The organism is Pseudomonas sp. LB3P58 (genome assembly GCF_054897895.1).
The window spans coordinates 1,078,177-1,100,792 of the sequence record NZ_JBUBVE010000001.1 but is presented as its reverse complement, the minus strand read 5'-3'; the positions used below and the strand labels follow the sequence as shown (position 1 = coordinate 1,100,792).

Sequence of the window (22,616 nt, the reverse complement as noted above, 5' to 3'; positions counted from 1 at the left end):
TCAGTTAAAAGCACAGGGGGTTGGAGCGCCGGTCAGCGGCGCTCGATCGGCTCGATCACTTGCAACGCGAGGTTGCCTTTGTGCGACCCCATCTTGACCTTGAACGCAGGCACGCCGTTGGCGCGCATGATCATCTCTTCCGGCATCTCGACCGGGATAATGTCCCCCGGCTGCATGTGCAGAATGTCCCGCAGGCGCAACTGGCGACGGGCAACCGTGGCACCGATCGGTACGTCAACGTCCAGCACGTCCTGGCGCAAGGCGTTAACCCAGCGTTCGTCCTGATCGTCGAGGTCCGACTGGAAGCCGGCGTCGAGCATTTCGCGTACAGGTTCAATCATCGAGTACGGCATGGTCACGTGCAGGTCGCCGCCACCGCCATCGAGTTCGATGTGGAAGGTCGACACCACAATGGCTTCGCTCGGGCCGACGATATTGGCCATGGCCGGGTTCACTTCCGAGTTGATGTACTCGAAGTTCACTTCCATGATCGCCTGCCAGGCTTCCTTCAAATCGACGAACGCCTGCTCCAGCACCATGCGCACCACACGCAGTTCAGTGGGGGTGAACTCACGCCCTTCGATCTTCGCGTGACGGCCGTCGCCGCCGAAGAAGTTATCCACCAGTTTGAACACCAGTTTGGCGTCGAGGATGAACAGTGCGGTGCCGCGCAACGGTTTGATCTTGACCAGGTTGAGGCTGGTCGGCACGTACAGCGAGTGCACGTATTCGCCGAACTTCATCACCTGCACGCCACCGACGGCAACGTCCGCCGAGCGGCGCAGCATGTTGAACATGCTGATGCGGGTGTAACGGGCGAAACGCTCGTTGATCATTTCCAGGGTCGGCATGCGTCCACGGACGATGCGATCCTGACTGGTCAGGTCGTAGCTTTTGACACTGCCGGGTTCAGCAGCGGTATCGGTCTGTACCAGACCATCGTCGACGCCATGCAACAGCGCATCGATCTCATCCTGGGACAGCAGGTCCTGCACGGCCATGTCGTGTTCCTACTGCAGTACGAAATTAGTGAAAAGCAACTGCTCGATGACCACTTTGCCGAGTTCTTTCTGCGCCACTTCCTGGACGCTGGCCGTGGCTTTCTGACGCAACATTTCCTGGCCGACCGGCGACGCCAGGGTGGCGAAGTCTTGCCCGGAGAACAGCATGACCAGGTTATTGCGGATGACAGGCATGTGAACTTTGAGCGCTTCCAGATCGGCTTGATTGCGACCCTGCATGGTGATGCTCACCTGCATGTAGCGCTGACGACCGTTCTGGTTGTAGTTGGCCACGAAGGCCGGCGCCATGGGCTCGAAAATCGCTGGCTGCTTGCCGACCGGGGCGGTTTCAGCCGCGGCGGCAGGCTTGCTCTGGGCGCTGTGCATGAAGAACCAGGTCGCTCCCACGGACAAGCCGATCGCCAGCAGCAGGGCCACCACGATCACAATGATCAGCTTGAGTTTGCCTTTGGTTGCGGGGTCTTTTACTGCTGCTTCGCTCTTCGCCATGCCAATAATCCGTCACTATTCGGGTTTTCACAGTCGCACGGCAAGGCAAGAGCAAGTGTTATGCCAGAAGTGTCTGAAGGAAGATGGGTGGAATGGCTGTCATTGAAGAACACGGCAAATCCACTGTGGGAGCGAGCCTGCTCGCGAAGGCGTAGTGTCAGTCAACATCAATGAGGCTGACACACCGCTTTCGCGAGCAGGCTCGCTCCCACAGGGTTTGGTGCCTGATTTGATCAGGCGTAGTAGTCGACGGCGCTGGAGCCGATGACGCTGGTGGTGCTGGCCGCTACTTCGGCAGCTGTTGGCGCAAGCTCTTCGCCCATGGAATCGAGACGACCACCGCTGGCGTTAGTGCGTCCGCCCTGGCCTTGACCTTGTTGAGCCTGTTCCTGCCCTTGGCCCTGCCAGCCACGGGACTGGTCGGACACATTGACGTCAACCTGGCCCATACCCTGCTGCGCAAACATGTCACGCAAGCGATGCATCTGCCCGTCCAGCGCTTCGCGAACACTTGGATGGGCGCTCATGAACGTCACCTGGGTCTGCTGATCCGGAACCATGTTCACCCGAATGTCCAGGCGCCCCAGTTCAGCCGGTTGCAACTGGATGTCGGCCGCCTTGAGATTGGCACTGGACAGGTACATGACCCGGTTCACTACTTCTTCGGTCCAGCCGCTCTGATGCATGGCGATCGGTTGATTCACCGGCAATGCGTTGGCGGTTTTCGGCGTGGCCGCCTGGGTCAGTGCCGCCAGACGGTTGGCGAAATCGTCGACTCGGGTATCGCTACTCGCGGACTTCAGGTCCTTGAGACCGTCATCGATAAGACCACCGAAGGCCTTGTCGCCGCCCTGGCCGGTGCTGTCCTTGTCGGCTTGCACATCGAGCATGCTCGCCATGCCTGCGGCGAAGGTCTGCGCCGAGGTTGACTCGCCGTCGGCCTGGGCCTGGGCCGAGGTCGGTGCCGCTTTGGGCTGGGCCTGACTCGCAGCCGAAATATGGCCGCCCTGCTCCATGGCCATGCGCACGGCGGGCAGTGCGTCGAGGGGATCAGCTTCGGGATCGAAATCGGGGTCAGCGCTTGCAACAACCGGAGTCGTTGCCGCCGTCACAGCCACCTCGACCTGCGGTTGTGGGGTGACTGCAACGGGCGGAGCTGCCGGCACCGGTGCTGGCACCGCAGGTTGTACTACCTGCATCAACGCAGGATCCAGCGTCGGGTCAACGGGTGCGGCATCGGCAACCGGCGTCTGCGCAGTATCCGACCCGTCATCGCTGGCGGCCTCGTCGTCAGCCTGCGCCGGTTTATCGGCAGGCAAGGATTTGCCGCTATCGGCAACCGCAGGTTCCGGGGCGGCAGACTTGTCGTTGCTGACGTCCTTTTTATCGGGAATGTCCGGCGCTTTATCGCGTAGCGGCTTGGCCGATCCATCACCCACCACTGAGGGTTTGTTCCGGGCTTGATTGGCGTAGACCTGAGCGAAGCTGGATGCCTTGTCCCCAGGCTCAGCGGCCAGCGCCGGTGTATTGGCGGAAGCGGCTTGAGTCTTGGCCTGCGCGGCGGCCTGAAGAAGCATATTGGGGGTAACGGGCATGGAACGGTCTCCGCTGCACTGGGATCGTAGGTACAGTTGACGGAGATTACTGCAAAGGTCACGCCAGATTTGAGTGACAGGCGCTAAAAGCGCCGGACGGTCTCATTGGCAGAGAGAGAACGCTGACGCTCGGCCTCATAGAGCGGCCGGACAATCGCAAATTCGTCATCAATTTCGCCCACCAGTTTTTCAATGCCGGCGAGACTTTTTTGCTTGGCGCGTTGCTCCAGCTCATGGCACAACTCAGCCAGGCGAATGGCGCCCATGTTGCTGCTACTGCCCTTGAAGCTATGGGCAGCATTCATGAGCTGCGCAGCATCTTCAGCCTTTCGCAAGATGCGCAAACGCTCTTCGGAATCGGCGAGAAAGGTATCCAGCAACGTCGGATACTCATCCTCCATGACCTCTTGCAACGCGTTCAGCACGTCGCGGTCCAGGTGTGTGTCAGCCACTTGCTCACTCCTTGATCAAGAATGCGTGGATTATGCCAGAGCCTCCCAGAAAAACTCCACGCGGGCACTTCGACCATCGTCGGACCAACTCGCATTGTGGCCCAGCTGACGGATCAGACTGACGCCACGTCCCGACAGACGGACACCATCCACGGGCCGCTCCATCACCCGCGCGACATCGAAACCCTTGCCACTGTCTTCAACCCGAACAGTCAGGCACCCGCCCTCGCCCTTGGGTGTCACCTGCAAATGCACCCGCACGAAGCCGTCCTGCAACTCGTCCAGGCGTGTATTGCGTTGTTGATAATAGCGAGTGAAACCCGAGGCATCGCGCTTGAGACTCGAATCCAGCCCCAGCACCCCATGTTCCAGGGCATTGGAATACAGTTCGGCCAACACACTGTAGAGCGCCCCACTCTGAGCCCGCAGACCGTGGACCTCAAGCAGTAATTGCAGAAGATACGGCAGCGGATTGAAGCGTTTGAGCGTGGCGGCGCGAAACTCGAAACTCACTGACCAGTCCAGCGGGCAGGACTGACCACTGTCGGAATACACCAGCGCCGGCGGGCTCAGTTGTGCGGCCTCCAGCAGACTGACCTCGACCATGCTCACGTCATCACGGGCCTCGCCGCGAAAGTCCCGCAACGCCTGTTCGATCTCTTCGAACAACTCATCAGGCTGACGATTGGCCGCAAACACCTGCTGCAATCGCTCCACACCAAACAACTGTTCGTTGGCATCGCAGGTATCGATCACCCCGTCGGACAACAGGAAGACCCGATCCCCGACCGCCATCGGAAACACCTCGGTGCGATCATCAAAGGACTGCGGGCTCAGCACGCCGAGCGGCAAATGCCGAGCCGCCAGCGGCGTTCGCTCACCGCTGGCGATGCTGTGCAGATAACCGTCCGGCATCCCGCCGTTCCAGACCTCCACCGAACGTCGCTGAAAACTCAGGCACAGCAGCGTTGCACAACAGAACATGTCCACCGGCAGGATGCGCTTGAGCTTGGCATTCATCTCGCGCAGGGTTTCGGACAGGCCGTAACCCTTGGCGGTCATGCCATAGAAAACTTCGGCCAGGGGCATGGCACCGACCGCGGCCGGCAAACCATGACCGGTAAAATCGCCGAGCAGCACATGCATATCGCCGGCCGGGGTGAATGCGGCCAGCAGCAGATCGCCGTTGAACAATGCATAGGGCGATTGCAGGTAGCGGATATTCGGTGCATTCAGGCAGCCGGAGTGGGCCACCTTGTCGAACACGGCCTTGGCCACGCGTTGCTCGTTGAGCAGGTACTCGTGGTGCCTGGCGATCTGGTCGCGCTGCTGCAACACCGTGGCCTGCAACCGGCGCAAGCGGTCCATCGCCTTGATCTTGGCGGCGAGGATCACCTGGTTGTAGGGTTTTGCCAGAAAGTCGTCGCCCCCGGCCTCCAGACAGCGGGCCAGCGCTTCGCTTTCGGTCAGCGAGGTGAGGAAGATGATCGGCACCAGGGTTTCCCCTGCCAATACCTTTATCTGCCGCGCCGCCTCGAAACCGTCCATCACGGGCATCATCGCGTCCATGAGCACCAGTTGCGGCCGTTGCTGGCGAAACGCTTCAACGGCTTCGGCACCGTTGGCGGCCGTCAGCACCTCATGCCCCTGGCGACGGACGATGGTCGACAGCAGCATGCGATCAGCCGCGCTGTCTTCGGCGATCAGGATCGTCAGCGGTTCGAACGGCGACTGCATGCCGTTCAACTGATGTCGAACAGTTTGTCGAAATTGGAAATGGCGAGGATCTTCTTCACGTCGGTACTGCTGTTGACGACGCGAATATCGGAATTGTCGCCACCAGCGTGATCACGCAGCAAGAGCAACATGCCCAGCGCCGAACTGTCGAGGTAGGTCGCTTCTTTCAAGTCGACGACAACTGCGGAGAGCTTCTTGTCCTCATAGGACTCACGAAATTCCTGATGCTTGGCGAAATCGAATCGTCCCTTGACCGATATCGTCAGCTTTTGACCATCTTGGGAGACTTCTGTAACAACTGGCATTTAACGGCTTCCTTGTCATTGGTGAACGTACGTGTACAAGGTTTAGCACTTGGCGAGGGCAGGAGCAAGGCGGGAAAACGGTTGAACCCTGCCTGATCAATAAGGATCCTGACGCGGCAACCGCTGGGACAACTCATCCAGCAGCTTTTGCTCGCGTCGGTCTTCCAGCCGCCGCGCCTCATCCATGTAGCGCAACACCAGTTTGCGCAAGCCTTCGACCCGGGCAAACGCCTGCTGCCAGGATTCCCGCGCCTTGTTCAGGTTGTTTTGATGCCATACCAGGCTTTGTCGCTGCTGGTCGATGGCGGTACCCAGTTGCGCCAGAAAGCCTTGATAACCCAGCAGCCATTGGCCAGACACGCCACTGCTGCCGCGCACGATCCATTGCTCTTGATAGTCGAGACGAAAGGCTTCGAGGTCGGCGAGTTTGCTTTCGGCCAGACGGACTTGCCCCTGGAAGTGCCCCAGACGCAGGACCGCGGTTTTCTCGGCCTTTTCGGCCATTTCGACCACGGGGGCCAGGCGCGAGGCTCGGCTCTGGGCCATGGCCGGTTAACCGCCGGCCGCGGGGGCGAAAATCGTGCCGAGATAGGCTTCGCTTTCGCCCAGGCTGATGCTGTCGTTCAGGCCCTGGCGCAGGTATTTCACCAACTGCGGTTGCAGGGAGATCGCCAGGTCGGTTTCCCGATCACCACCGGCCACATAGGCGCCGACGCTGATCAAGTCACGACTCTGCTGATAACGCGACCACAGTTGCTTGAAATACTGGGCGCGCATCATGTGTTCCGGCGTAACCACCGACGGCATGACCCGGCTGATGGACGCTTCGATATCGATGGCCGGGTAATGACCTTCCTCGGCCAGGCGCCGGGACAGCACGATGTGCCCGTCGAGCACGCCTCGCGCGGCGTCGGCAATCGGATCCTGCTGGTCATCGCCTTCGGACAAAACGGTGTAGAACGCGGTGATCGACCCCCCGCCCTTCTCGGCATTACCGGCCCGCTCCACCAGTTTCGGCAGTTTGGCGAACACCGAGGGCGGATAACCCTTGGTCGCCGGCGGCTCGCCGATGGCCAGGGCGATTTCCCGCTGGGCCTGGGCGAAACGGGTCAGGGAGTCCATGAGCAACAGGACGTTCTTGCCCTTGTCGCGGAAATACTCGGCGATTCGTGTGCAGTACATCGCAGCGCGCAGACGCATCAGCGGCGCATCGTCCGCCGGGGACGCCACCACCACCGAACGCTTGAGCCCTTCTTCACCGAGGATGTGCTCGATGAATTCTTTAACTTCACGACCCCGCTCACCGATCAGCCCGACGACGATGATGTCGGCCTCGGTGAAGCGGGTCATCATGCCCAGCAGGACACTCTTGCCCACGCCCGTACCGGCGAACAGGCCAAGACGCTGACCGCGACCGACCGTCAACAAACCGTTGATGCTGCGAATGCCCACGTCCAGCGGCTCGCTGATCGGTTCGCGCTTGAGCGGGTTGATGGTCGGACCGTCCATCGGCACCCAATCTTCGGCCTTCATTCCGCCCTTGCCGTCCAGCGCACGACCGGCGCCATCGAGCACCCGCCCGAGCATGCTCATGCCCATCGGCAGACGGCCGGTATCAGCCAGAGGAACCACACGGGCACCGGGAGCGATGCCGGCAACGCTGCCGACCGGCATCAGAAACACCTTGCTGCCGGAGAAGCCCATGACCTCGGCTTCGACCTGCACCGGGTGATAACTGTCGTCATTGATGACCATGCAGCGGCTGCCCATGGCGGCGCGCAAGCCCTCGGCCTCGAGGGTCAGGCCGACCATGCGCAGCAAGCGGCCTTCAAGGATCGGCGCGCCTTCCAGCTCCGTGGCCTCGGCGTAGCTGCCGAGGCGCTTGGCGAAGCTGGTGCGATCAAGGCGCATCGGGAACGTCCAGTTCAGGTTCGACCGGCGCGACCGCTGGCTTGTCGCTGATCGGCAGTTCCAGGCTCATATCCGGTTCGGCCGGGTGCAAAGCCTGTTCGTGCAATTGATCGAACAGCTTGTCCATGACCCGCGCAACGCGGGTTTCGACCATGGCGTCGATACGGCTGTGTTCAGTCTCGACCCGGCAACCGCCGGGCAACAACGCCTCGTCCTCGACGATGCGCCAGGTTTCTTCATGGCGTTCGCGCAGGGCTTTGACCTGTTCGAAATCTTGCGGATTGATGTACAGCCGCACATTGCCCACGCCCAGCGGCAAGAGCTTGAGGGCTTCACGCATGACGTGTTCGATCTGCGTCGAGTCGATGGCGAGTTCGCGCTGAATCACCTGTTTGGTGATGTGCTGCACCAGGTCGACCAGGGACTTTTCGATCAAGGTGTCCTGCTCGGCGATAGGCTCGAACAAATGCCCCATCAGTTGCTCCAGAGCGGCAATCTTGGCGGCCAGGGCCACCTCGGCTTCCTGACGGACCTTGAGCGTGGCGCTGTGGAAACCTTCTTTTTCGCCCGTGGCGAAGCCTTCGTTGTAGGCCTCCTGGCGAATGCTTTCGAGTTCTTCGAGGGTCAGTGGCTGGACTTCATCCAGTGGCACTTCTTCCATTTCCGGCGGCTCGGGCTCAGGTTCCGGCTCGGGTTCCGGCACGAACGGATCGAAACTGGGCAGCGACCAGACGTCGAAACCAGCGACGTCCTTGCCACGGATCAGGTCGGTGTTGGACTCATCATGTTTGGACGACATAGTGACCTTAGATCATCTCTTCGCCGCCCTTCCCGCCGAGAACGATTTCTCCGGCTTCGGCCATACGGCGGGCAATGGTGAGGATTTCTTTCTGCGCGGTTTCCACGTCGCTGACGCGCACTGGGCCTTTGGCCTCGAGGTCGTCGCGCAACAGTTCGGCCGCCCGTTTGGACATATTCTTGAAGATCTTCTCTTTGACGCCTTCGTCCGAGCCCTTGAGGGCCAGCACCAACACGTCGGAAGACACTTCGCGCAGCAGCGCCTGAATGCCGCGATCGTCGACATCGGACAGGTTGTTGAAGACGAACATGAGGTCTTCGATCTGACCGGACAGGTCTTCGTCGACTTCGCGGATCGAGTCCATCAGCTGACCTTCGATCGAGCTGTCGAGGAAGTTCATGATGTCCGCCGCGCGCTTGATGCCACCCAAGGTGGTGCGCGAGGCATTCGAGTTGCCGGAGAACTGCTTCTCGAGAATCTGGTTGAGTTCTTTCAGGGCCGCAGGCTGCACGGTATTCAGCGAGGAGACCCGCAGAATGATGTCCAGACGCACTTTGTGGTCGAAGTTACCCAGCACTTCGCCCGCCTGGTCCGGATCGAGATACGCCACCACGATCGCCTGGATCTGCGGGTGTTCGTAACGGATCACGTCGGCGACGGCGCGCGGTTCCATCCACTTCAGGCTGTCGAGGCCACTGGTGTTGCCACCCAGCAGGATGCGGTCGATCAGGCCGTTGGCCTTGTCTTCGCCCAGGGCCTGGGTGAGCATTTTGCGCACGTAGTCGTCGGAGCCGACGCCGAGGCTGGTCTGGTCGCCGACGATGTCGACGAACTCGCTCATCACCTGCTCGACCTGCTCGCGGTGCACGTTACCCATTTGGGCCATGGCCACACCCACACGCTGGACCTCTTTAGGCCCCATGTGGCGCAGCACTTGAGCGGCGTCGGTAGAACCCAGGGACAGCAGCAGAATCGCGGCTTTGTCGACCTTGGACAGTTTGGCGGCAACGGCTCGGTTATCACTCATCTGCGTTAATCCACTCTTTCACGACCTGGGCCACGCGACCCGGATCTTCTGCCACCAGACTCTTGATTGCGTTCAACTGTGCGTCATAGCCTTCGCTCGGGCTCGGCAGCAGAATGCTGGTCGGGCCACCGAGACTGACGCGGTCGTTGGCCAGTTCGCCGTCCAGGCCGCCCATCCCACCCAGCTCGACGTCACTGCCCAAGCCTGCAAACTGCTTGCCTTTGCCACCACCGGTGATGTTGTTGAGCACCGGACGCAGCACACCGAACACCAGCACCAGGATGAACAAGACTCCCAGCACTTGCTTGACGATGTCCCAGAACCACGGCTGGGAGTAGAACGGAATTTCGGCAATCACTTCACCGCGCTCGGCGGAGAACGGCATGTTGATTACGCTGACGCTGTCGCCACGGCTGGCGTCGAAGCCGACGGCATCCTGTACCAGGCGAGTGAAGCGCGCCAATTCATCGGCGGTCCACGGCGCACGGGTGGTTTCACCGTTGGCCGCGTTGATCTTGACCTGGTCGTCCACCACCACCGACACCGAGAGGCGATTCAAACGGCCCTGCTGTTGTTTGGTGTGGCTGATGGAACGGTCAAGCTCGAAGTTCTTGGTGGACTGTTGACGCTTGTCCGCCGGGTACGGTGCAAGCATAGGCTGGCCGGTGGCCGGGTCCATGATTTGCTGACCGTTGGCATCCAGCAGTGGCTGGCCTGGCTGCACCATGCCGGCTGACGCGGTAGCGCCACCGGTGGTTTGCGGTGCGGAAGCCGGCGCGGGTGGCTGGTTGCTCAAAGCGCCCGGCACACCTTGCGGGCCATTGCTGGCGGTACGTTGTTCATTGACCGACTGCTCGCTGCGCAACGCCGGTTGGTCCGGGTTGAACTGCTCGGAGGTCGACTCGACGGCACTGAAATCCACATCGGCCGAGACTTCGGCTTTATAGCGATCATTGCCCAGCACCGGTTGCAGAATGTTGTGCACGCGCTGAGTCAGCATGCTTTCCATGCGACGGCTGTAATCGAATTGCTTGCCGGCCATGGTCAGTTCGGAATTTTCCGCCTGATCCGACAGCAGGTTGCCCTTCTGGTCGACGACAGTGATCTGGGATTTGCTGAGTTCGGGAACGCTGGTGGCCACCAGGTTGATGATCGCCAGTACCTGGCCAGGCTCCAGCGAGCGACCGGAGTACAGTTCCACCAGAATCGAAGCGCTCGGCTTGCGCTCGTCGCGCACGAACACCGAACTTTTCGGAATCGCCAGGTGCACGCGAGCACCCTTGACGTTGTTCAGGCTGGAAATGGTGCGGGCCAGTTCGCCTTCGAGACCGCGACGATAACGGGTCGCTTCCATGAACTGGCTGGTGCCCAGGCCCTGGTCCTTGTCGAGAATTTCAAAACCGATGTTGCCATCGCTGGGAGTGACACCAGCGCCCGCGAGTTTGATTCGCGCACGGGACAGGTCATCGGCCTTGACCAGCAAGGCACCGGAGTTCGGTTCAACGGTATAGGGAATGTCGGCTGCGGCCAGGGTATCCATGACCTGTTTGGCGTCCATACCGGCAAGGCTGCCGTACAGAGGCCGGTAGTCCGGCTGCTGGGACCACAACACCACGGCAAAGCCAATCGCCACGCTCGCAGCCAGGCCGACCAACAGGCCTACCTGACGCAACATGGTCATCTCGGAGAGGTTTTCCAGGAAGGACAACCCGAACAGCGGCGGCTTGCCGTCTATTGGAGTGGCCTTGGCCGGAACATTATCGGCGACTGCTTCTGCCATGACTCAAATCGTCCTTAAACCGGCATCTGCATGATGTCTTGGTATGCCTGAACCAGCTTGTTACGTACTTGGGTCAACGCCTGAAAAGACACGCTGGCCTTTTGCGAGGAAATCATCACGTCCGTCAGGTCGACACCGCTTTTGCCGATCTCGAAGGCACTGGCCAACTGATTGGACGCCAGCTGGGTGTCGTTCACTTTATTGACGGCCTGACCGAGCATGTCGGAAAAGCTGCTGCCACCCAGTTGAGGGACTGCGGCAGTCGATTTCGACGCAGACATGGCATCCATTTGCATGGAGCGCATGTCCAGCATCAATCGATTGAATTCAATACCTTGGCTCATGGTCTCTCTCTTTGACGAGCTACGTCTTTGGCGACCCGCAATTTTTTGACACTCACTCGGCGGGTAGTGAGGTGTTAGCAACAAGGGTGCCAGCTCCGTGGCCGCTCCAAACAAAAGCCTATCGATCCATGATTCACCACAAAACCATTGTGGGAGCGAGCCTGCTCGCGATGAGGGTGTGTCAGTCGACATTTATGTGCCTGATACGCCGCCTTCGCGAGCAGGCTCGCTCCCACATTTAGATCGGCGTTACTTGCGTCAACTTTCAGGTGGCGAACAGGTACGCTTCCACGTCCATTCCGGCATCACGCATCTGTGCCAGCTTGTAACGCAGGGTGCGCGGGCTGATGCCCAGTCGCTCGGCGGCCTCTTTGCGACGGCCGCGCTCGGAGCGCAAAGTGTCGATGATCATCTGGAACTCACGGCGACGCAGGTCATCACCCAGCGCCCCGCCCGACTCGGATTCGACCTCCACGGTTCGCACGGACACTGGCACCAAGGCTGGCAACGGCGCACAGGCGACCGGCCCGGCCAGACAGAAATCCTCAGGCTGTATCAATCCGCCCTGCTGCAGGATCAGCGCCCGCTGAATCGCGTTATCCAGTTCACGCACATTACCCGGCCACGGATAACCGATCAGGCACGCCTGAGCCTCAGGCGACAGCCTTGCCGCGGCATGCTTCATTTTATTGACGTACTTGGCCAGAAGGCGCTCGGCCAATGGCAGGATATCGGCGGTACGTTCGCGCAACGGACGCCAGGCCAGCGGAAACACTGACAGGCGATAGTAAAGGTCTTCGCGAAAACGCCCCGCCGCCACCTCACCCGCCAGGTCACGGTTGGTGGTTGCCACGACCCGAATATCCAGCGTGATCGGCTTGCGGGCGCCGACCCGCTCAACTTCGCGCTCCTGCAATACTCGCAGTAACTTGGCCTGGAGCCCGAGAGGCATTTCGGAAATTTCGTCGAGCAGGATGGTCCCGCCATCAGCTTGTTCAAACTTGCCGGCCTGCGCCGCGATGGCGCCGGTGAACGAGCCCTTTTCATGACCGAACAACGTGGCTTCGAGCATGTTGTCGGGGATGGCTGCGCAGTTGATCGCAATGAACGGCTGACTGGCGCGGTGAGAGTGCTGATGGATGTAACGCGCCAGCACTTCTTTACCGGTCCCGGACTCACCGGAGATCAATACCGTGGAATCACTGCGCGCTACCCGCGCGGCCAGTTCCAGCAATTGCGCACTGGCCGGCTCGAACGCTACAGGCCCCTCGCCCTCGGCCGCACCGAGACAGCCCAGCGCATGACGCGCCACCAGATCGAGCAATGCCTTGGGCTCGAACGGTTTGACCAGGTAATCCGCCGCGCCCTGGCGCATCGCATCGACCGCCCGCTCCACGGCGCCGTGAGCTGTCATCAGCAACACCGGCAACTGCGGCTGACGAGTGCGCAGCAATCCGAGCAGTTGATGGCCGTCCATGCCTGGCATGTTGACGTCACTCAGCACCAGGTTGAACGCCTCATTACCAACCGCCGCCAGCGCCTCTTCTGCCGAGCCTACCGCCGTGTAGTCGTGCCCCGCGAGCAGCAGCGTATCCGCCAGTGCTTCGCGTAGCGCGCGGTCATCCTCGACCAGTAAAACCTTGATTGCCATGTCCTTCACTCCGCTCCTTGAGCGTGGGGCTTTTCACCGGAAAAAAGCGGCAGGATGACCTGCGCGCAAGTGCCGCGACCCAGCCGCGAGCGCAGCTGCAATTCTCCCTGATGGGCACGGGCCACAGCCTTGACCACGGTCAGGCCGAGGCCGGTCCCAGTGGTTTTAGTGGTAAAAAACGGCTCGCCGAGTCGTGCCAGCACTTTCGTGTCGATGCCACTGCCGCTGTCACTGACAGAGACGCGCAAATTGTCGTCACGGGTATAGAGGTGGACCTTCAAGCGGACGTCACCGGCGCTGGCCTGGATGGCGTTCTCGATCAGGTTCAGGATCGCCCCGACCAGCGTGTCACGATTGCACAGCAATTCACCTGCGTGACTGTCGCACTGCCAGCGAATCGGCAGGTCCTGCACATGGGTCAGTGCTGCCGCCTGCAGCGACTGCATCAGCACTTTGGGCGTGACGCGATCGGTCAGCGGCAGCTCGCCGCGCGCAAACACCAGCATGTCGCGAACCTGATGCTCCAACTCATGCAGACGCTCTTTCAGGCGCCCGGCAAAACGCTGCTGGGTCTCGACCGGCAACGCTTGTTCAGTCAAATGACTGGCGTAGAGCAAGGCGGCGGATAACGGTGTACGAATTTGATGGGCCAGCGAAGCGACCATTCGACCGAGGGACGAGAGACGTTCGTGGCGAGCCAGCTGATCTTGTAGATGACGGGTTTCAGTCAGGTCGTTGAGCAACACCAACTGACCGGGCTCGGCATCCAGCGAGCGAGTGGAGATCGACAAACGCCGACCGTCCTTGAGCGAGATTTCGTGACCGTCGTCTTCACGGGGCGCAAAGCAGCGGGCAATGACATGACGCCACAGCTCGCCTTCGAGGGGCAGACCGAGCAGTTCGCAGGCAGCGGGGTTGGCTTCGCGCACGATGCCTTGGGCGTCGATGACGATGACACCGCCGGGCAACAGATCGAGGAGGTTTTGCAGCCGGTTGGCCAGGCGTTCTTTTTCCGCCAGTTCCTGCATGCGCTGAGCGCTGACCACCGCCAACTCACCCTTGAGCTCGGTGACCCGGGCTTCGAGCATGCTGTAGGAATCGGTCAATTGGCTCGACATCTGGTTGAACAGTGCAAACGCCTGCTCAAGGCCAAGCCGGCTCGCCTGCTCTACGGACGACGGTTGTCCCGAAGCGTCAGGGACAGGAGACATCTGGGCGGCTTGGGGCATCGTGCTCTCTCGCTTGGCTGACCGTCAGTTAAACGGAACGTTGCGAGGGATGTAGCAATACCCGTGCCTAAAAAAAACCGCCTACAAATGAAGGACTTGAAAAACAGGCGTCAATCATCCGCCTGTTCATCACCGTCACGACGGCTCATCCCGTACTTGCGCATCTTTTCCACCAGCGTGGTGCGACGAATGCGCAGGCGTTCGGCGGCGCGCGCAACGATGCCATTGGCATCATCCAGCGCCTGCTGAATCAGCCCTTGTTCCAGACCACCGAGGTAGTCCTTCAGGTCCAGACCTTCCGGCGGCAGCATGGCGCCGGCAGAGAAGTCCGGAGTATGACCGTTGATGGCCACGCGCTCTTCAAGATCGCTGCGCAAGCTGTCGACCAGTTGCTCATCTTCGTCATCGACGTAGCGGAACTTCTTCGGCAACTCGACCACGCCGATCACCCCGTACGGATGCATGATCGCCATGCGTTCCACCAGGTTGGCGAGCTCGCGGACGTTGCCCGGCCAGCCGTGGCGGCACAGCGACATGATCGCCGCGGAGTTGAAACGGATCGACCCACGCTTCTCGTGCTCCATGCGCGAGATCAACTCGTTCATCAGCAACGGAATGTCTTCGACACGTTCGCGCAGTGGCGCCATCTCGATCGGGAACACGTTCAGGCGGTAGTACAAGTCTTCGCGGAAGGTACCGATCTCGATCATGCTTTCGAGATTCTTGTGGGTTGCCGCGATGATCCGCACATCGACGCTTTGGGTCTTGTTGCTGCCCACGCGCTCGAAGGTGCGTTCCTGCAATACGCGCAGCAACTTGACCTGCATCGGCAACGGCATGTCGCCGATTTCATCGAGGAACAGCGTGCCGCCATTGGCCAGTTCGAAACGCCCGGCGCGGCTGGTGATTGCCCCGGTGAAGGCGCCCTTCTCGTGGCCAAACAGTTCGCTTTCCAGCAACTCGGCCGGGATCGCCCCGCAGTTGACCGGTACGAACGGCGCGTCACGACGCTTGGAGTGATAGTGCAGGTTGCGCGCGACCACTTCCTTGCCGGTCCCGGACTCACCGAGGATCAGCACACTGGCGTCGGTGTCGGCGACTTGCTGCATCATCTGACGGACGTGTTGAATCGCCCGGCTGGTGCCGACAAGACTGCGGAAAAGATTGGGTTCACGGTGTCGGCCGCGCTCGCGCGCCTGGTCATACATCTCGCGATAGACCTGGGCACGGTGCAGGGAGTCGAGCAGTTTGCTGTAGCTGGGTGGCATTTCGAGGGTCGAAAGCACTCGGCGACGCTGGTCTTCAGGCAAGTCAACGGAAGAATTATCGCCCATTAACAAAACCGGAAGGAACTCATCCCAGGTTGAGAGTGTCTTTAACAAGCCCACGAGTGCACCAGGAGCATTGACCGTCCCGATGAGGACACAGATTACTTCTCGACTTGATGACAATGAGCCGACAGCCTGCTGCCAGTCATGGCTACCGCAGGGTAAATTTTCTTCGCCAAGAAAATTTAAAATCACCGCCAAGTCGCGGCGGCGGACGCTATCGTCATCAATCAGCAGAATTTTGGTTTCACGCCACATGCAATAGCAACTTCCCTAGTCAACTCAATGCCCAAAATGATGGGGCAAGCTAGACGCTTGCAGACACGTTATGCCTGTAGACGCCTGAAATCTGGAACCAGCCACTAGTTAAGTCAAAAAACCGTGCACAGTCAAATTTATGGCGCACTATGTTTGGATTAACCGAGGATTAATTAACCAAACAGATGGTAAACCTTTGCCGCGTTCTGTGCTTGGTGGATCTGCGACATCTCGTCAACTATCGCTTGCCGCTCCCCTGTCGCCGCCTCAAGAAGCTGTTTATACACCCCCAACAACTCCTCAAGATTATCGCGCAACGCGGCCTCGTCCACCGAAGCTTCACTCAAGACGTCTTCCATGCAGGAACGGCAAGCCAGGTCCAATTCACCAATGGCTTCCCAGTTACGCTCGGCCAAAGCACCGACCAGGCCTTCACGGGTTTGTTCGATTCGCTGCAATACAAGACTCATGGTGATCTCCTTAAAACTGCGGACCCGGCTCGGCGATAGCATCCCAGCCTTCTTTGACCGTGCGAAGCAAATCGGCGACCTCATCCAGAATCGTTGAGTCATTCCGGATATTGGCGTCTGTCAGGCGCTTGATCATGTAGACATACAAATTGTCCAGGCTGCCGATCGAATCGGCAGAGTTCTCACGATCCAGACCTTCGCGCAGACCACCAACAATCCCAATAGCCTTGCCGATGGCCAGACCTTTGTTGGCGATTTCCTTGCGCTCCATCGCGCCTTTGGCCTGAGCGATACGATCCAGGCCACCTTCCATCAACATCTGCACCAGACGATGAGGGCTGGCTTCGGAAGTCTGAGCCTGGGCACCGATCTTCTGATACTGCCGAAGGGCTAACATCGGGTTCATGCTGTACCTCGTCACAACTCAAAAGTTTGTATAACCAGTGTATCGACGTCGCGTCAAAAAACTTTAGGCCAAAGCAAAAAAGCCCGGCACGCTTGAAAAAGCTGCCGGGCTTTTGTCGCTTCGACGTTTATTAAGCGTTTTTTTGCGCGTTCATGGCTTCAAACATCGACTTGATGTTGTCCGCAGTCGCCTTGAGCTTGCCGACCAGGGTATCCATCGCGTTGTACTTTTTGCTCAATGACTCAGTCAGCGAGGCGATGCGCGAGTCCAGGGCAATTTGCTGGTTGGACAGGTTACTCGTCACGCTGTTGAGGCTTTTCGTGCGCTTGTCCAGCAAACCGTCCGTGGTGACATAAGGATCAATCGCGGCGTTCATGCGCGCCAGCAGACCGGTGTCCCCGGTAAACAGTGACTGGATTTCTCCGCCCAGTTTCTTGTCATTCATGGCAGTGGAGAACTTGGTGGCGCTGAACTCCAGGGTTCCGTCGGCCTGCACGGTGTTGATGCCCAACTGCGAAAGTACCGACAATTTGCTGCTGGAGCCCGCCGGCACCGTCACCAGTTCGTTGCGCACCACCGACAGCAAAGCACGCGCCGTGGCATCGCCGGTCAACGGCGCCGTCACGGTCAGGTTGCCATCGGCATCCTTGGTGGTCTTGGTCAGCGAGTTAACGGTTTTGACCAGATTGTTGTAAGAATCGACAAACGTCTGCAACGAGGCCTTGAGGCCATCCGTATTGGTTGCCACTGACACTGTGGACTTGCCGACACCCACCAGCGAGAAACTCAAACCACTGACAGCCTGGCCAACGGTGTTGGACTTGCTGGTCATGCTCATGCCATCGACCGTGAAGGCCGCATCATCCGCCAGCGCGGAAACATATCCGCCGCTGCCGGCAGTCATCGGCTGGGTGCCATCGGCAGCCAGCGAGGCAATCCCGCTGACGACAATGTCCGAGCCCTTACCGGTGGTGGTCGAGCCGATAACCATGCGCGAACCACTGCCATCGTTGACGATGTTGGCACTGATACCATTGGCTTGCAGCTTGCTGTTGATGGCATCCCGGACGGTCTGCAGCGTGGAGTTCGCAGGTACGTCAACGGTGTAGTCAGTGCCATTCTGATTGATGGTCAACGTACCCACCGCAATAGCACTGCTAGCGCCACCGGCGAAGGTAGCCGTGGCGACTTTGGAACTGGTGGCCAGCTTGGTGACGTCAATAGCATAGTTGCCGGTGACGGCACTGTTGTCCGAAACAGCCGTGACAAACTTGGTTTCGGACGAGGTCGCAGCAAAACCCAGAAACGCCGGGGTAGTTTTGCTGTTGAGGTTATTCATTGCGGTCTGATAGGCCTGCAGCGCAGACTTCAACTGACCCACTGCGGAAATCGAAGCCGTGTTGGCGGTCACCTGTTTGGTGATCTGGTTCTGCTTTGGCTCTTTATCTGCAGCCACCAGCGCCTTGACGATCGCTGCCGTATCAATACCGGAGCCCAGACCCAGACCCGGTAGAATTGGACTTGCCATGTGCTTCTCCCTTTCAGTTTGTCGCCGGTCTTTTGACCACTACAAAGCCCAAAAGAACGTAGCAACAAGTTTCATGCCAGTTGTCAGGCTTTAGTGCTGAACAACAGACTGCTCGCATCATTCAAACTGTTGGCCAGCCTAAGGACTTCTTCGTTGGGGATCTGACGAACCACTTCACCGGAGTCACTGGCAATCACTTTGACCACTACTTTTCCGGAAGGCTCGTCAATCGAGAATTCCAGATTGCGCTTGACCGACTGAACAAATTTTTCAATTTCCTGGACGGCCATTTTCAATTGGTCCCGTTCGGTTACCGCGTCCTTCTTTTCATCCTTGACCGGTGCCACGATAGCAGCATCGGCTCGAGGCTTCTGCGCTGGAGTATCAGCAACAGTCGTCGCTGGCTTCGCAGCCGGATAAGACAAGTTCAGCTTCACGCTCATATCCATGTCCATCACCTCTTAAAGTAAAAAAGCGAGAGAGCACGACAAGCGCACTCCCCCGCCAAAACTCACCCAGCTATTACTGAAGCAGTTTCAGTACAGCGGATGGCAGTTGGTTGGCCTGGGCCAGAACTGCGGTGGAAGCTTGTTGCAGAGTTTGCTGCTTGGTCAGCTGAGCGGTTTCTGCTGCGAAGTCGGTATCCTGGATACGACCTTGAGCGGCAACGGAGTTCTCAGACATGTTCTGCAGGTTGTTGGTGGTGCTCTGGAAACGGTTTTGTACAGCACCCAGGTCAGCACGAGTGTTGTTGATTGTCTGCAGGGCGGTATCGATCTTGTCGATGGCAGCCAGAGCAGAGGTGTGAGTCATTGCGTCGGTGGTGCCCGAAATAGCGATTTGACCGGTACCCACACCCAGAGCACTGGCGGCGAAGCTGCTGCTCATTACAACGCTGATCTGCTGGTCTGCACCGGTCATTGCGCCAACCTGGAACTGCATGGTACCGGCAGTGCCGTCCAGCAGGTGCTTGTTGGTGCCGAAAGTGGTGGAAGTAGCGATACGAGTCAGTTCGTCGGACTTCGCAGAGAATTCCTTGTTCAGCGCAGCACGTTCAGAGGTGCTGTTCGAGTCGTTCGTGGCTTGCAGAGCCAGTTCACGCATACGCTGCAGGATGTTGGTCGATTCAGCCAGTGCGCCTTCAGCGGTCTGGGTGATCGAAACACCGTCGTTGGCGTTTTTGATCGCTACGGCAGAACCGGTGATCATGGTTTGCAGTTTGGTAGCGATTTGCAGGCCAGCAGCGTCGTCTTTAGCGCTGTTGATACGCAGGCCGGAAGACAGGCGAGTCATCGAAGTGCTGAGTGCATCGGAAGAGCGGTTCAGGTTCTTCTGAACGGCCAGCGAAGTAGTGTTGGTGTTTACGGTTAAAGCCATGACGAAATCCTCGTTGGTTGGGTACTGCGGCTTCCGGCCCTGGCAACCGCCGGGTGTGGCCTAGAGAACCTTCGTAATAGTTATCGTCGGGTTTGGGTGTTGCTTGAGGGGATTTTTGAAAATATTTGCCATCACACTGCCACCCCTCAGTAAACAAAGGGTTAGCGGGCGCAAGGAATGGAAAAGTGACGCCAGAAAAGCACCGCAGACTGTGAACTGGCTCACAGTCGCGGTGTAGAGAGCGGGGGAAAAGCAGAATCGACAGTTCGGGTTTAGCGCCCTTCAACCATTCTCAACAGCTCGACCACTTCATATTCCAGAAAGTCGGCCAGGCTCAACCAATCCTGACGCTCCTGACAGCCGAGCATGCTCATGAGCGCCTGCGCCCACTGTTGTTGCACTGAGGCCGTCGCCCCATCGAAGGTCGACATGCATTGGGCAAACAGATCGACCATCGCCACAGCGGCCTCGACATCGCGCCCCAGCCGAAACAATGAAGCGCACTGACCGGCGTTTGTACTGAACTCGACGACCTGACTCATTGCACGAACTCTGGATTGAACGTCGTACCGGCGATCATTGCGCCCGCCCGACTGCTATTGAAGAAACGCACCTGAGGATGCCCGCCGATGTAACGCTCCACCTCACACAGGTAACTCCGGAAGTTGAGCTGTGTCTTTATTCGCTGCCCATTGCCGTCCAGTACCCAATTCTTGGCAACACCCAGCTGCGGCCCCAGTTGGCCATCGCTCCAGCCAGCGTGGGTTTTGTTCATCGGAAAGGCGAAGTCGGCACCGAACAGGGTAATGCGCGAGCCGCCCATCTTGACCGCCAGATCGATGGCCGGATGAATCACGCTGCCACCGACAAACAACTCGGCTCGCAGGATCTGCTGGCGTATCTGGTTATAGATCGGACTGGCGGAGTAACCCACATAACGCTTGCCCTGCCAGGCTTCCAGCACTGAAGTATCGGTCATCGGCAAGTACACCAGCCGGGTGCCGGCCGAGTCCTGGGCAGGTAAATGGTAGGCGCTGATTTTCACATCGATGGTGACCACCACATCGGGCTTGATGCCCCGCTCCAGCAAAGGCCGATAGGCCGTGTCGACGCAGATGAACAACGGGCGATCGGTTTGCCCGCGGATTTCCCGCAGGCGCTGGAAATGTTGCTCCAGGCTCGGCCCGGTCGCGATGACGTAGATTTCCTCGCCCACCCGTGTATCAAACAGCTCGGCGACATCGCTATCCGTGCGTAGCAACGGGAGACTGACTTGCAAGCGTTCGACGATCTGCGGGTCGTCGGCCTTGAAGTCACGATTGTTAAAGCTCAGGTGTATTTCGCTGATCAGGCGATCGCGAATTTTTGCGTTGAAATCATCGGCCAGCACCAACTCCGACGGCAAGGCGAAAAACGGTAACTGGATTTCCGCCAGATCGCCGGCATACAGCAACTCAACTCTCGGATCGCCAAGCCACGGCTGTTGATCAAGCAATTGCAGCACCAGCGCAAACACCGCGCCGTTGAGGATGTGCACGTACAAACGCTCAAGCCCGGCGCGCGCCAGCAGCTCCATTTGCAGATCGCCAAGCCCGGTGCCGTAGACATGCACCACCGGACTGTCGGCGGGCAGGCTGTCGGCCTGAAGCCTGGCCTCACGGGTGCGGTCATGGCGACTGGTCAGCTGAATGCCATTGATACTCAGCGTCGAGCCCAGGCCTTCCACCAGCTCAGCCTGCAACAGGCTTGTGTTCTCAACCAGCAAGCGCGCAGACAGCATTGGCCAGCGATGCTGTATGACTTCGACGTTGCGCTCAAAGAACTCGCTCATGGAGCCTCACTTTTCGTTCAGGCAAAAAAATAGCGCTCAAGGTTACACCTTGAACGCTTTTTTTGTGCCTGGCTTTCTTTGATTAAAGAGCCTGGAATCAAGGGCGATAGATGATCGCCGATCCCCAGGACAATCCAACGCCGAAACCGCTCAACGCGACGCGCTTCCAGCCAGAGTCCAGAACATGTTTTTCCAACAGCAACGGAATGCTCGATGACACCGTGTTGCCGGTCTCGACCATGTCCTTGATGAACTTCTCCGGTTCACCTTCAAAGCGTCGTGCCACCGCGTCGACAATCGCGGCACTGCCCTGGTGAATGCAGAATGCGTCGATATCGTCGGCCGTCAGGCCCGAGTCGCCCAGCAGCTCATGCAAATGCGCCGGGACTTTAAGCAGCGCAAAATTGAACACCTGACGGCCGTTCATGAAGAACACGCCATCGGTCACCTTCAGGTGCGGTGCGCCGGAACCGTCGGTGCCGAACTTGGCCTTGCCCAGCTGCCATGGCGCGTCTTCGCCCATCCAGGTGGCGGTAGCCGCATCACCGAAGAGCATGGTGGTGTTGCGGTCTTCCGGATCGACGATTTTCGAGTACGGATCGGCAGTCACCAACAAGCCATTCTTTAGGCCGGCGGCTTCCATGAACCCCTTGATCGCATAGATGCCGTAGACATAGCCGGAGCAGCCCAGGGAAATATCGAACGCGGCGACGGTGGTCGGCAGCCCGAGTTTGTCCTGAACGATGGCCGCCGTGTGCGGCAGGCCTTCTTCGTCGCCGTTCTGAGTAACGACGATCAGCACGTCGATGGATTCACGTTTCAAATCGGGATTGTTGGCGAACAGCGCGTTGACTGCTTCCACACACAGGTCCGAAGTTTCTTGCCCGGCGTCTTTGCGCGGCAGGAAGGCCGAACCGATTTTGCCCAGGATGAATTCTTCATCCTTTTCGAATTTTGCACCCTGTGCGTAATTGTCCACGCCGGCTACAGGAACGTAGCTCGCAATGCTTTTTATGCCAATCATTACGGCTTCCCAATAATAAACAGCCCAATACCACCGCTCGCAAGGAATCGAGG

Annotated in this window: 23 protein-coding genes; all 23 read right to left on the bottom strand. The window is 59.0% G+C overall.

The features are described from left to right. Window positions 1-32: 32 nt before the first annotated feature. Complete coding sequence (gene fliM / locus ACYZTZ_RS05105) at window positions 33-1,001, bottom strand: flagellar motor switch protein FliM (RefSeq protein WP_008024584.1); 969 nt, start codon at window positions 999-1,001, stop codon at window positions 33-35. Window positions 1,002-1,010: 9 nt separating this feature from the next. Beyond that, complete coding sequence (gene fliL, locus ACYZTZ_RS05100; protein ID WP_033055987.1) at window positions 1,011-1,511, bottom strand: flagellar basal body-associated protein FliL; 501 nt, start codon at window positions 1,509-1,511, stop codon at window positions 1,011-1,013. 233 nt (window positions 1,512-1,744) lie between these two features. Beyond that, a complete protein-coding gene (locus tag ACYZTZ_RS05095; RefSeq protein WP_461997429.1) occupies window positions 1,745-3,106 on the bottom strand; it encodes a flagellar hook-length control protein FliK in 1,362 nt (453 codons plus the stop codon). Window positions 3,107-3,189: 83 nt separating this feature from the next. After that, complete coding sequence (locus ACYZTZ_RS05090; protein ID WP_461997428.1) at window positions 3,190-3,558, bottom strand: Hpt domain-containing protein; 369 nt, start codon at window positions 3,556-3,558, stop codon at window positions 3,190-3,192. Window positions 3,559-3,588: 30 nt separating this feature from the next. After that, window positions 3,589-5,295 carry an ATP-binding SpoIIE family protein phosphatase gene (locus ACYZTZ_RS05085; RefSeq protein ID WP_461997427.1) on the bottom strand — a complete coding sequence of 569 codons (1,707 nt, stop codon included), beginning with the start codon at window positions 5,293-5,295 and terminating at the stop codon, window positions 3,589-3,591. 5 nt (window positions 5,296-5,300) lie between these two features. Beyond that, on the bottom strand, window positions 5,301-5,600 hold the full coding sequence (locus ACYZTZ_RS05080) for an STAS domain-containing protein (RefSeq protein ID WP_046046382.1): 300 nt from the start codon (window positions 5,598-5,600) through the stop codon (window positions 5,301-5,303). A 96-nt stretch (window positions 5,601-5,696) separates the two neighbouring features. Continuing rightward, window positions 5,697-6,146 (bottom strand): flagellar export protein FliJ, encoded by a 450-nt coding sequence (fliJ, locus tag ACYZTZ_RS05075; protein ID WP_033055981.1) that lies wholly within the window; start codon window positions 6,144-6,146, stop codon window positions 5,697-5,699. Window positions 6,147-6,152: 6 nt separating this feature from the next. After that, window positions 6,153-7,511, bottom strand: coding sequence for a flagellar protein export ATPase FliI (gene fliI / locus ACYZTZ_RS05070; protein WP_046046383.1), 1,359 nt, complete (start codon window positions 7,509-7,511; stop codon window positions 6,153-6,155). After that, window positions 7,501-8,310 (bottom strand): flagellar assembly protein FliH, encoded by an 810-nt coding sequence (gene fliH, locus ACYZTZ_RS05065; protein WP_461997426.1) that lies wholly within the window; start codon window positions 8,308-8,310, stop codon window positions 7,501-7,503. Before fliH ends, fliI begins: the two co-directional genes overlap by 11 nt. Window positions 8,311-8,317: 7 nt before the next feature. After that, window positions 8,318-9,337 carry a flagellar motor switch protein FliG gene (gene fliG, locus ACYZTZ_RS05060; RefSeq protein WP_007948903.1) on the bottom strand — a complete coding sequence of 340 codons (1,020 nt, stop codon included), beginning with the start codon at window positions 9,335-9,337 and terminating at the stop codon, window positions 8,318-8,320. Then, window positions 9,330-11,117 (bottom strand): flagellar basal-body MS-ring/collar protein FliF, encoded by a 1,788-nt coding sequence (gene fliF / locus ACYZTZ_RS05055; protein ID WP_461997425.1) that lies wholly within the window; start codon window positions 11,115-11,117, stop codon window positions 9,330-9,332. The genes fliG and fliF overlap by 8 nt, the downstream gene beginning before the upstream one ends. A gap of 14 nt (window positions 11,118-11,131) precedes the next feature. Continuing rightward, window positions 11,132-11,461, bottom strand: coding sequence for a flagellar hook-basal body complex protein FliE (gene fliE, locus ACYZTZ_RS05050; protein ID WP_461997424.1), 330 nt, complete (start codon window positions 11,459-11,461; stop codon window positions 11,132-11,134). Window positions 11,462-11,726: 265 nt separating this feature from the next. Then, entirely contained in the window at window positions 11,727-13,112 is a 1,386-nt protein-coding gene (gene fleR, locus ACYZTZ_RS05045; protein ID WP_461997423.1) for a sigma-54-dependent response regulator transcription factor FleR, read from the bottom strand. 5 nt (window positions 13,113-13,117) lie between these two features. Continuing rightward, window positions 13,118-14,323 (bottom strand): sensor histidine kinase, encoded by a 1,206-nt coding sequence (locus ACYZTZ_RS05040; RefSeq protein ID WP_462000641.1) that lies wholly within the window; start codon window positions 14,321-14,323, stop codon window positions 13,118-13,120. A 128-nt stretch (window positions 14,324-14,451) separates the two neighbouring features. Continuing rightward, on the bottom strand, window positions 14,452-15,927 hold the full coding sequence (locus ACYZTZ_RS05035) for a sigma-54 dependent transcriptional regulator (protein ID WP_461997422.1): 1,476 nt from the start codon (window positions 15,925-15,927) through the stop codon (window positions 14,452-14,454). A gap of 173 nt (window positions 15,928-16,100) precedes the next feature. Further along, window positions 16,101-16,397, bottom strand: coding sequence for a hypothetical protein (locus ACYZTZ_RS05030; RefSeq protein ID WP_056742091.1), 297 nt, complete (start codon window positions 16,395-16,397; stop codon window positions 16,101-16,103). A 10-nt stretch (window positions 16,398-16,407) separates the two neighbouring features. Next, the gene (fliS, locus tag ACYZTZ_RS05025) at window positions 16,408-16,803 is read right to left on the bottom strand and encodes a flagellar export chaperone FliS (protein WP_461997421.1); all 396 of its coding nucleotides are present in this window, start codon (window positions 16,801-16,803) and stop codon (window positions 16,408-16,410) included. 130 nt (window positions 16,804-16,933) lie between these two features. Beyond that, entirely contained in the window at window positions 16,934-18,331 is a 1,398-nt protein-coding gene (fliD, locus tag ACYZTZ_RS05020) for a flagellar filament capping protein FliD (RefSeq protein WP_461997420.1), read from the bottom strand. A gap of 83 nt (window positions 18,332-18,414) precedes the next feature. After that, window positions 18,415-18,780 carry a flagellar protein FlaG gene (locus tag ACYZTZ_RS05015; RefSeq protein ID WP_461997419.1) on the bottom strand — a complete coding sequence of 122 codons (366 nt, stop codon included), beginning with the start codon at window positions 18,778-18,780 and terminating at the stop codon, window positions 18,415-18,417. Between the two features lie 73 nt (window positions 18,781-18,853). Continuing rightward, window positions 18,854-19,708, bottom strand: a complete 855-nt coding sequence (locus ACYZTZ_RS05010; protein ID WP_461997418.1) for a flagellin domain-containing protein — start codon at window positions 19,706-19,708, stop codon at window positions 18,854-18,856. Between the two features lie 272 nt (window positions 19,709-19,980). Next, window positions 19,981-20,250 carry a hypothetical protein gene (locus tag ACYZTZ_RS05005; RefSeq protein WP_461997417.1) on the bottom strand — a complete coding sequence of 90 codons (270 nt, stop codon included), beginning with the start codon at window positions 20,248-20,250 and terminating at the stop codon, window positions 19,981-19,983. After that, entirely contained in the window at window positions 20,247-21,539 is a 1,293-nt protein-coding gene (locus ACYZTZ_RS05000; protein ID WP_461997416.1) for a motility associated factor glycosyltransferase family protein, read from the bottom strand. The genes ACYZTZ_RS05005 and ACYZTZ_RS05000 overlap by 4 nt, the downstream gene beginning before the upstream one ends. Window positions 21,540-21,636: 97 nt before the next feature. Beyond that, window positions 21,637-22,563 carry a ketoacyl-ACP synthase III gene (locus ACYZTZ_RS04995; protein ID WP_461997415.1) on the bottom strand — a complete coding sequence of 309 codons (927 nt, stop codon included), beginning with the start codon at window positions 22,561-22,563 and terminating at the stop codon, window positions 21,637-21,639. Window positions 22,564-22,616: the final 53 nt, after the last annotated feature.

Bases quoted from the DNA above. Each gene is read 5' to 3' on its own strand.
- fliL (WP_033055987.1), bottom strand. From the start codon at position 1,511: ATGGCGAAGAGCGAAGCAGCAGTAAAAGACCCCGCAACCAAAGGCAAA.
- fliG (WP_007948903.1), bottom strand. From the start codon at position 9,337: ATGAGTGATAACCGAGCCGTTGCCGCCAAACTGTCCAAGGTCGACAAA.
- ACYZTZ_RS05085 (WP_461997427.1), bottom strand. From the start codon at position 5,295: ATGCAGTCGCCGTTCGAACCGCTGACGATCCTGATCGCCGAAGACAGC.
- fliI (WP_046046383.1), bottom strand. From the start codon at position 7,511: ATGCGCCTTGATCGCACCAGCTTCGCCAAGCGCCTCGGCAGCTACGCC.
- ACYZTZ_RS04995 (WP_461997415.1), bottom strand. From the start codon at position 22,563: ATGATTGGCATAAAAAGCATTGCGAGCTACGTTCCTGTAGCCGGCGTG.
- ACYZTZ_RS05005 (WP_461997417.1), bottom strand. From the start codon at position 20,250: ATGAGTCAGGTCGTCGAGTTCAGTACAAACGCCGGTCAGTGCGCTTCA.
- ACYZTZ_RS05000 (WP_461997416.1), bottom strand. From the start codon at position 21,539: ATGAGCGAGTTCTTTGAGCGCAACGTCGAAGTCATACAGCATCGCTGG.
- fliD (WP_461997420.1), bottom strand. From the start codon at position 18,331: ATGGCAAGTCCAATTCTACCGGGTCTGGGTCTGGGCTCCGGTATTGAT.
- fliF (WP_461997425.1), bottom strand. From the start codon at position 11,117: ATGGCAGAAGCAGTCGCCGATAATGTTCCGGCCAAGGCCACTCCAATA.
- fliE (WP_461997424.1), bottom strand. From the start codon at position 11,461: ATGAGCCAAGGTATTGAATTCAATCGATTGATGCTGGACATGCGCTCC.
- fliM (WP_008024584.1), bottom strand. From the start codon at position 1,001: ATGGCCGTGCAGGACCTGCTGTCCCAGGATGAGATCGATGCGCTGTTG.
- ACYZTZ_RS05015 (WP_461997419.1), bottom strand. From the start codon at position 18,780: ATGGATATGAGCGTGAAGCTGAACTTGTCTTATCCGGCTGCGAAGCCA.
- ACYZTZ_RS05095 (WP_461997429.1), bottom strand. From the start codon at position 3,106: ATGCCCGTTACCCCCAATATGCTTCTTCAGGCCGCCGCGCAGGCCAAG.
- ACYZTZ_RS05040 (WP_462000641.1), bottom strand. From the start codon at position 14,323: ATGTCTCCTGTCCCTGACGCTTCGGGACAACCGTCGTCCGTAGAGCAG.
- ACYZTZ_RS05030 (WP_056742091.1), bottom strand. From the start codon at position 16,397: ATGAGTCTTGTATTGCAGCGAATCGAACAAACCCGTGAAGGCCTGGTC.
- ACYZTZ_RS05035 (WP_461997422.1), bottom strand. From the start codon at position 15,927: ATGTGGCGTGAAACCAAAATTCTGCTGATTGATGACGATAGCGTCCGC.
- fliH (WP_461997426.1), bottom strand. From the start codon at position 8,310: ATGTCGTCCAAACATGATGAGTCCAACACCGACCTGATCCGTGGCAAG.
- fliJ (WP_033055981.1), bottom strand. From the start codon at position 6,146: ATGGCCCAGAGCCGAGCCTCGCGCCTGGCCCCCGTGGTCGAAATGGCC.
- fliS (WP_461997421.1), bottom strand. From the start codon at position 16,803: ATGAACCCGATGTTAGCCCTTCGGCAGTATCAGAAGATCGGTGCCCAG.
- ACYZTZ_RS05010 (WP_461997418.1), bottom strand. From the start codon at position 19,708: ATGGCTTTAACCGTAAACACCAACACTACTTCGCTGGCCGTTCAGAAG.
- fleR (WP_461997423.1), bottom strand. From the start codon at position 13,112: ATGGCAATCAAGGTTTTACTGGTCGAGGATGACCGCGCGCTACGCGAA.
- ACYZTZ_RS05080 (WP_046046382.1), bottom strand. From the start codon at position 5,600: ATGCCAGTTGTTACAGAAGTCTCCCAAGATGGTCAAAAGCTGACGATA.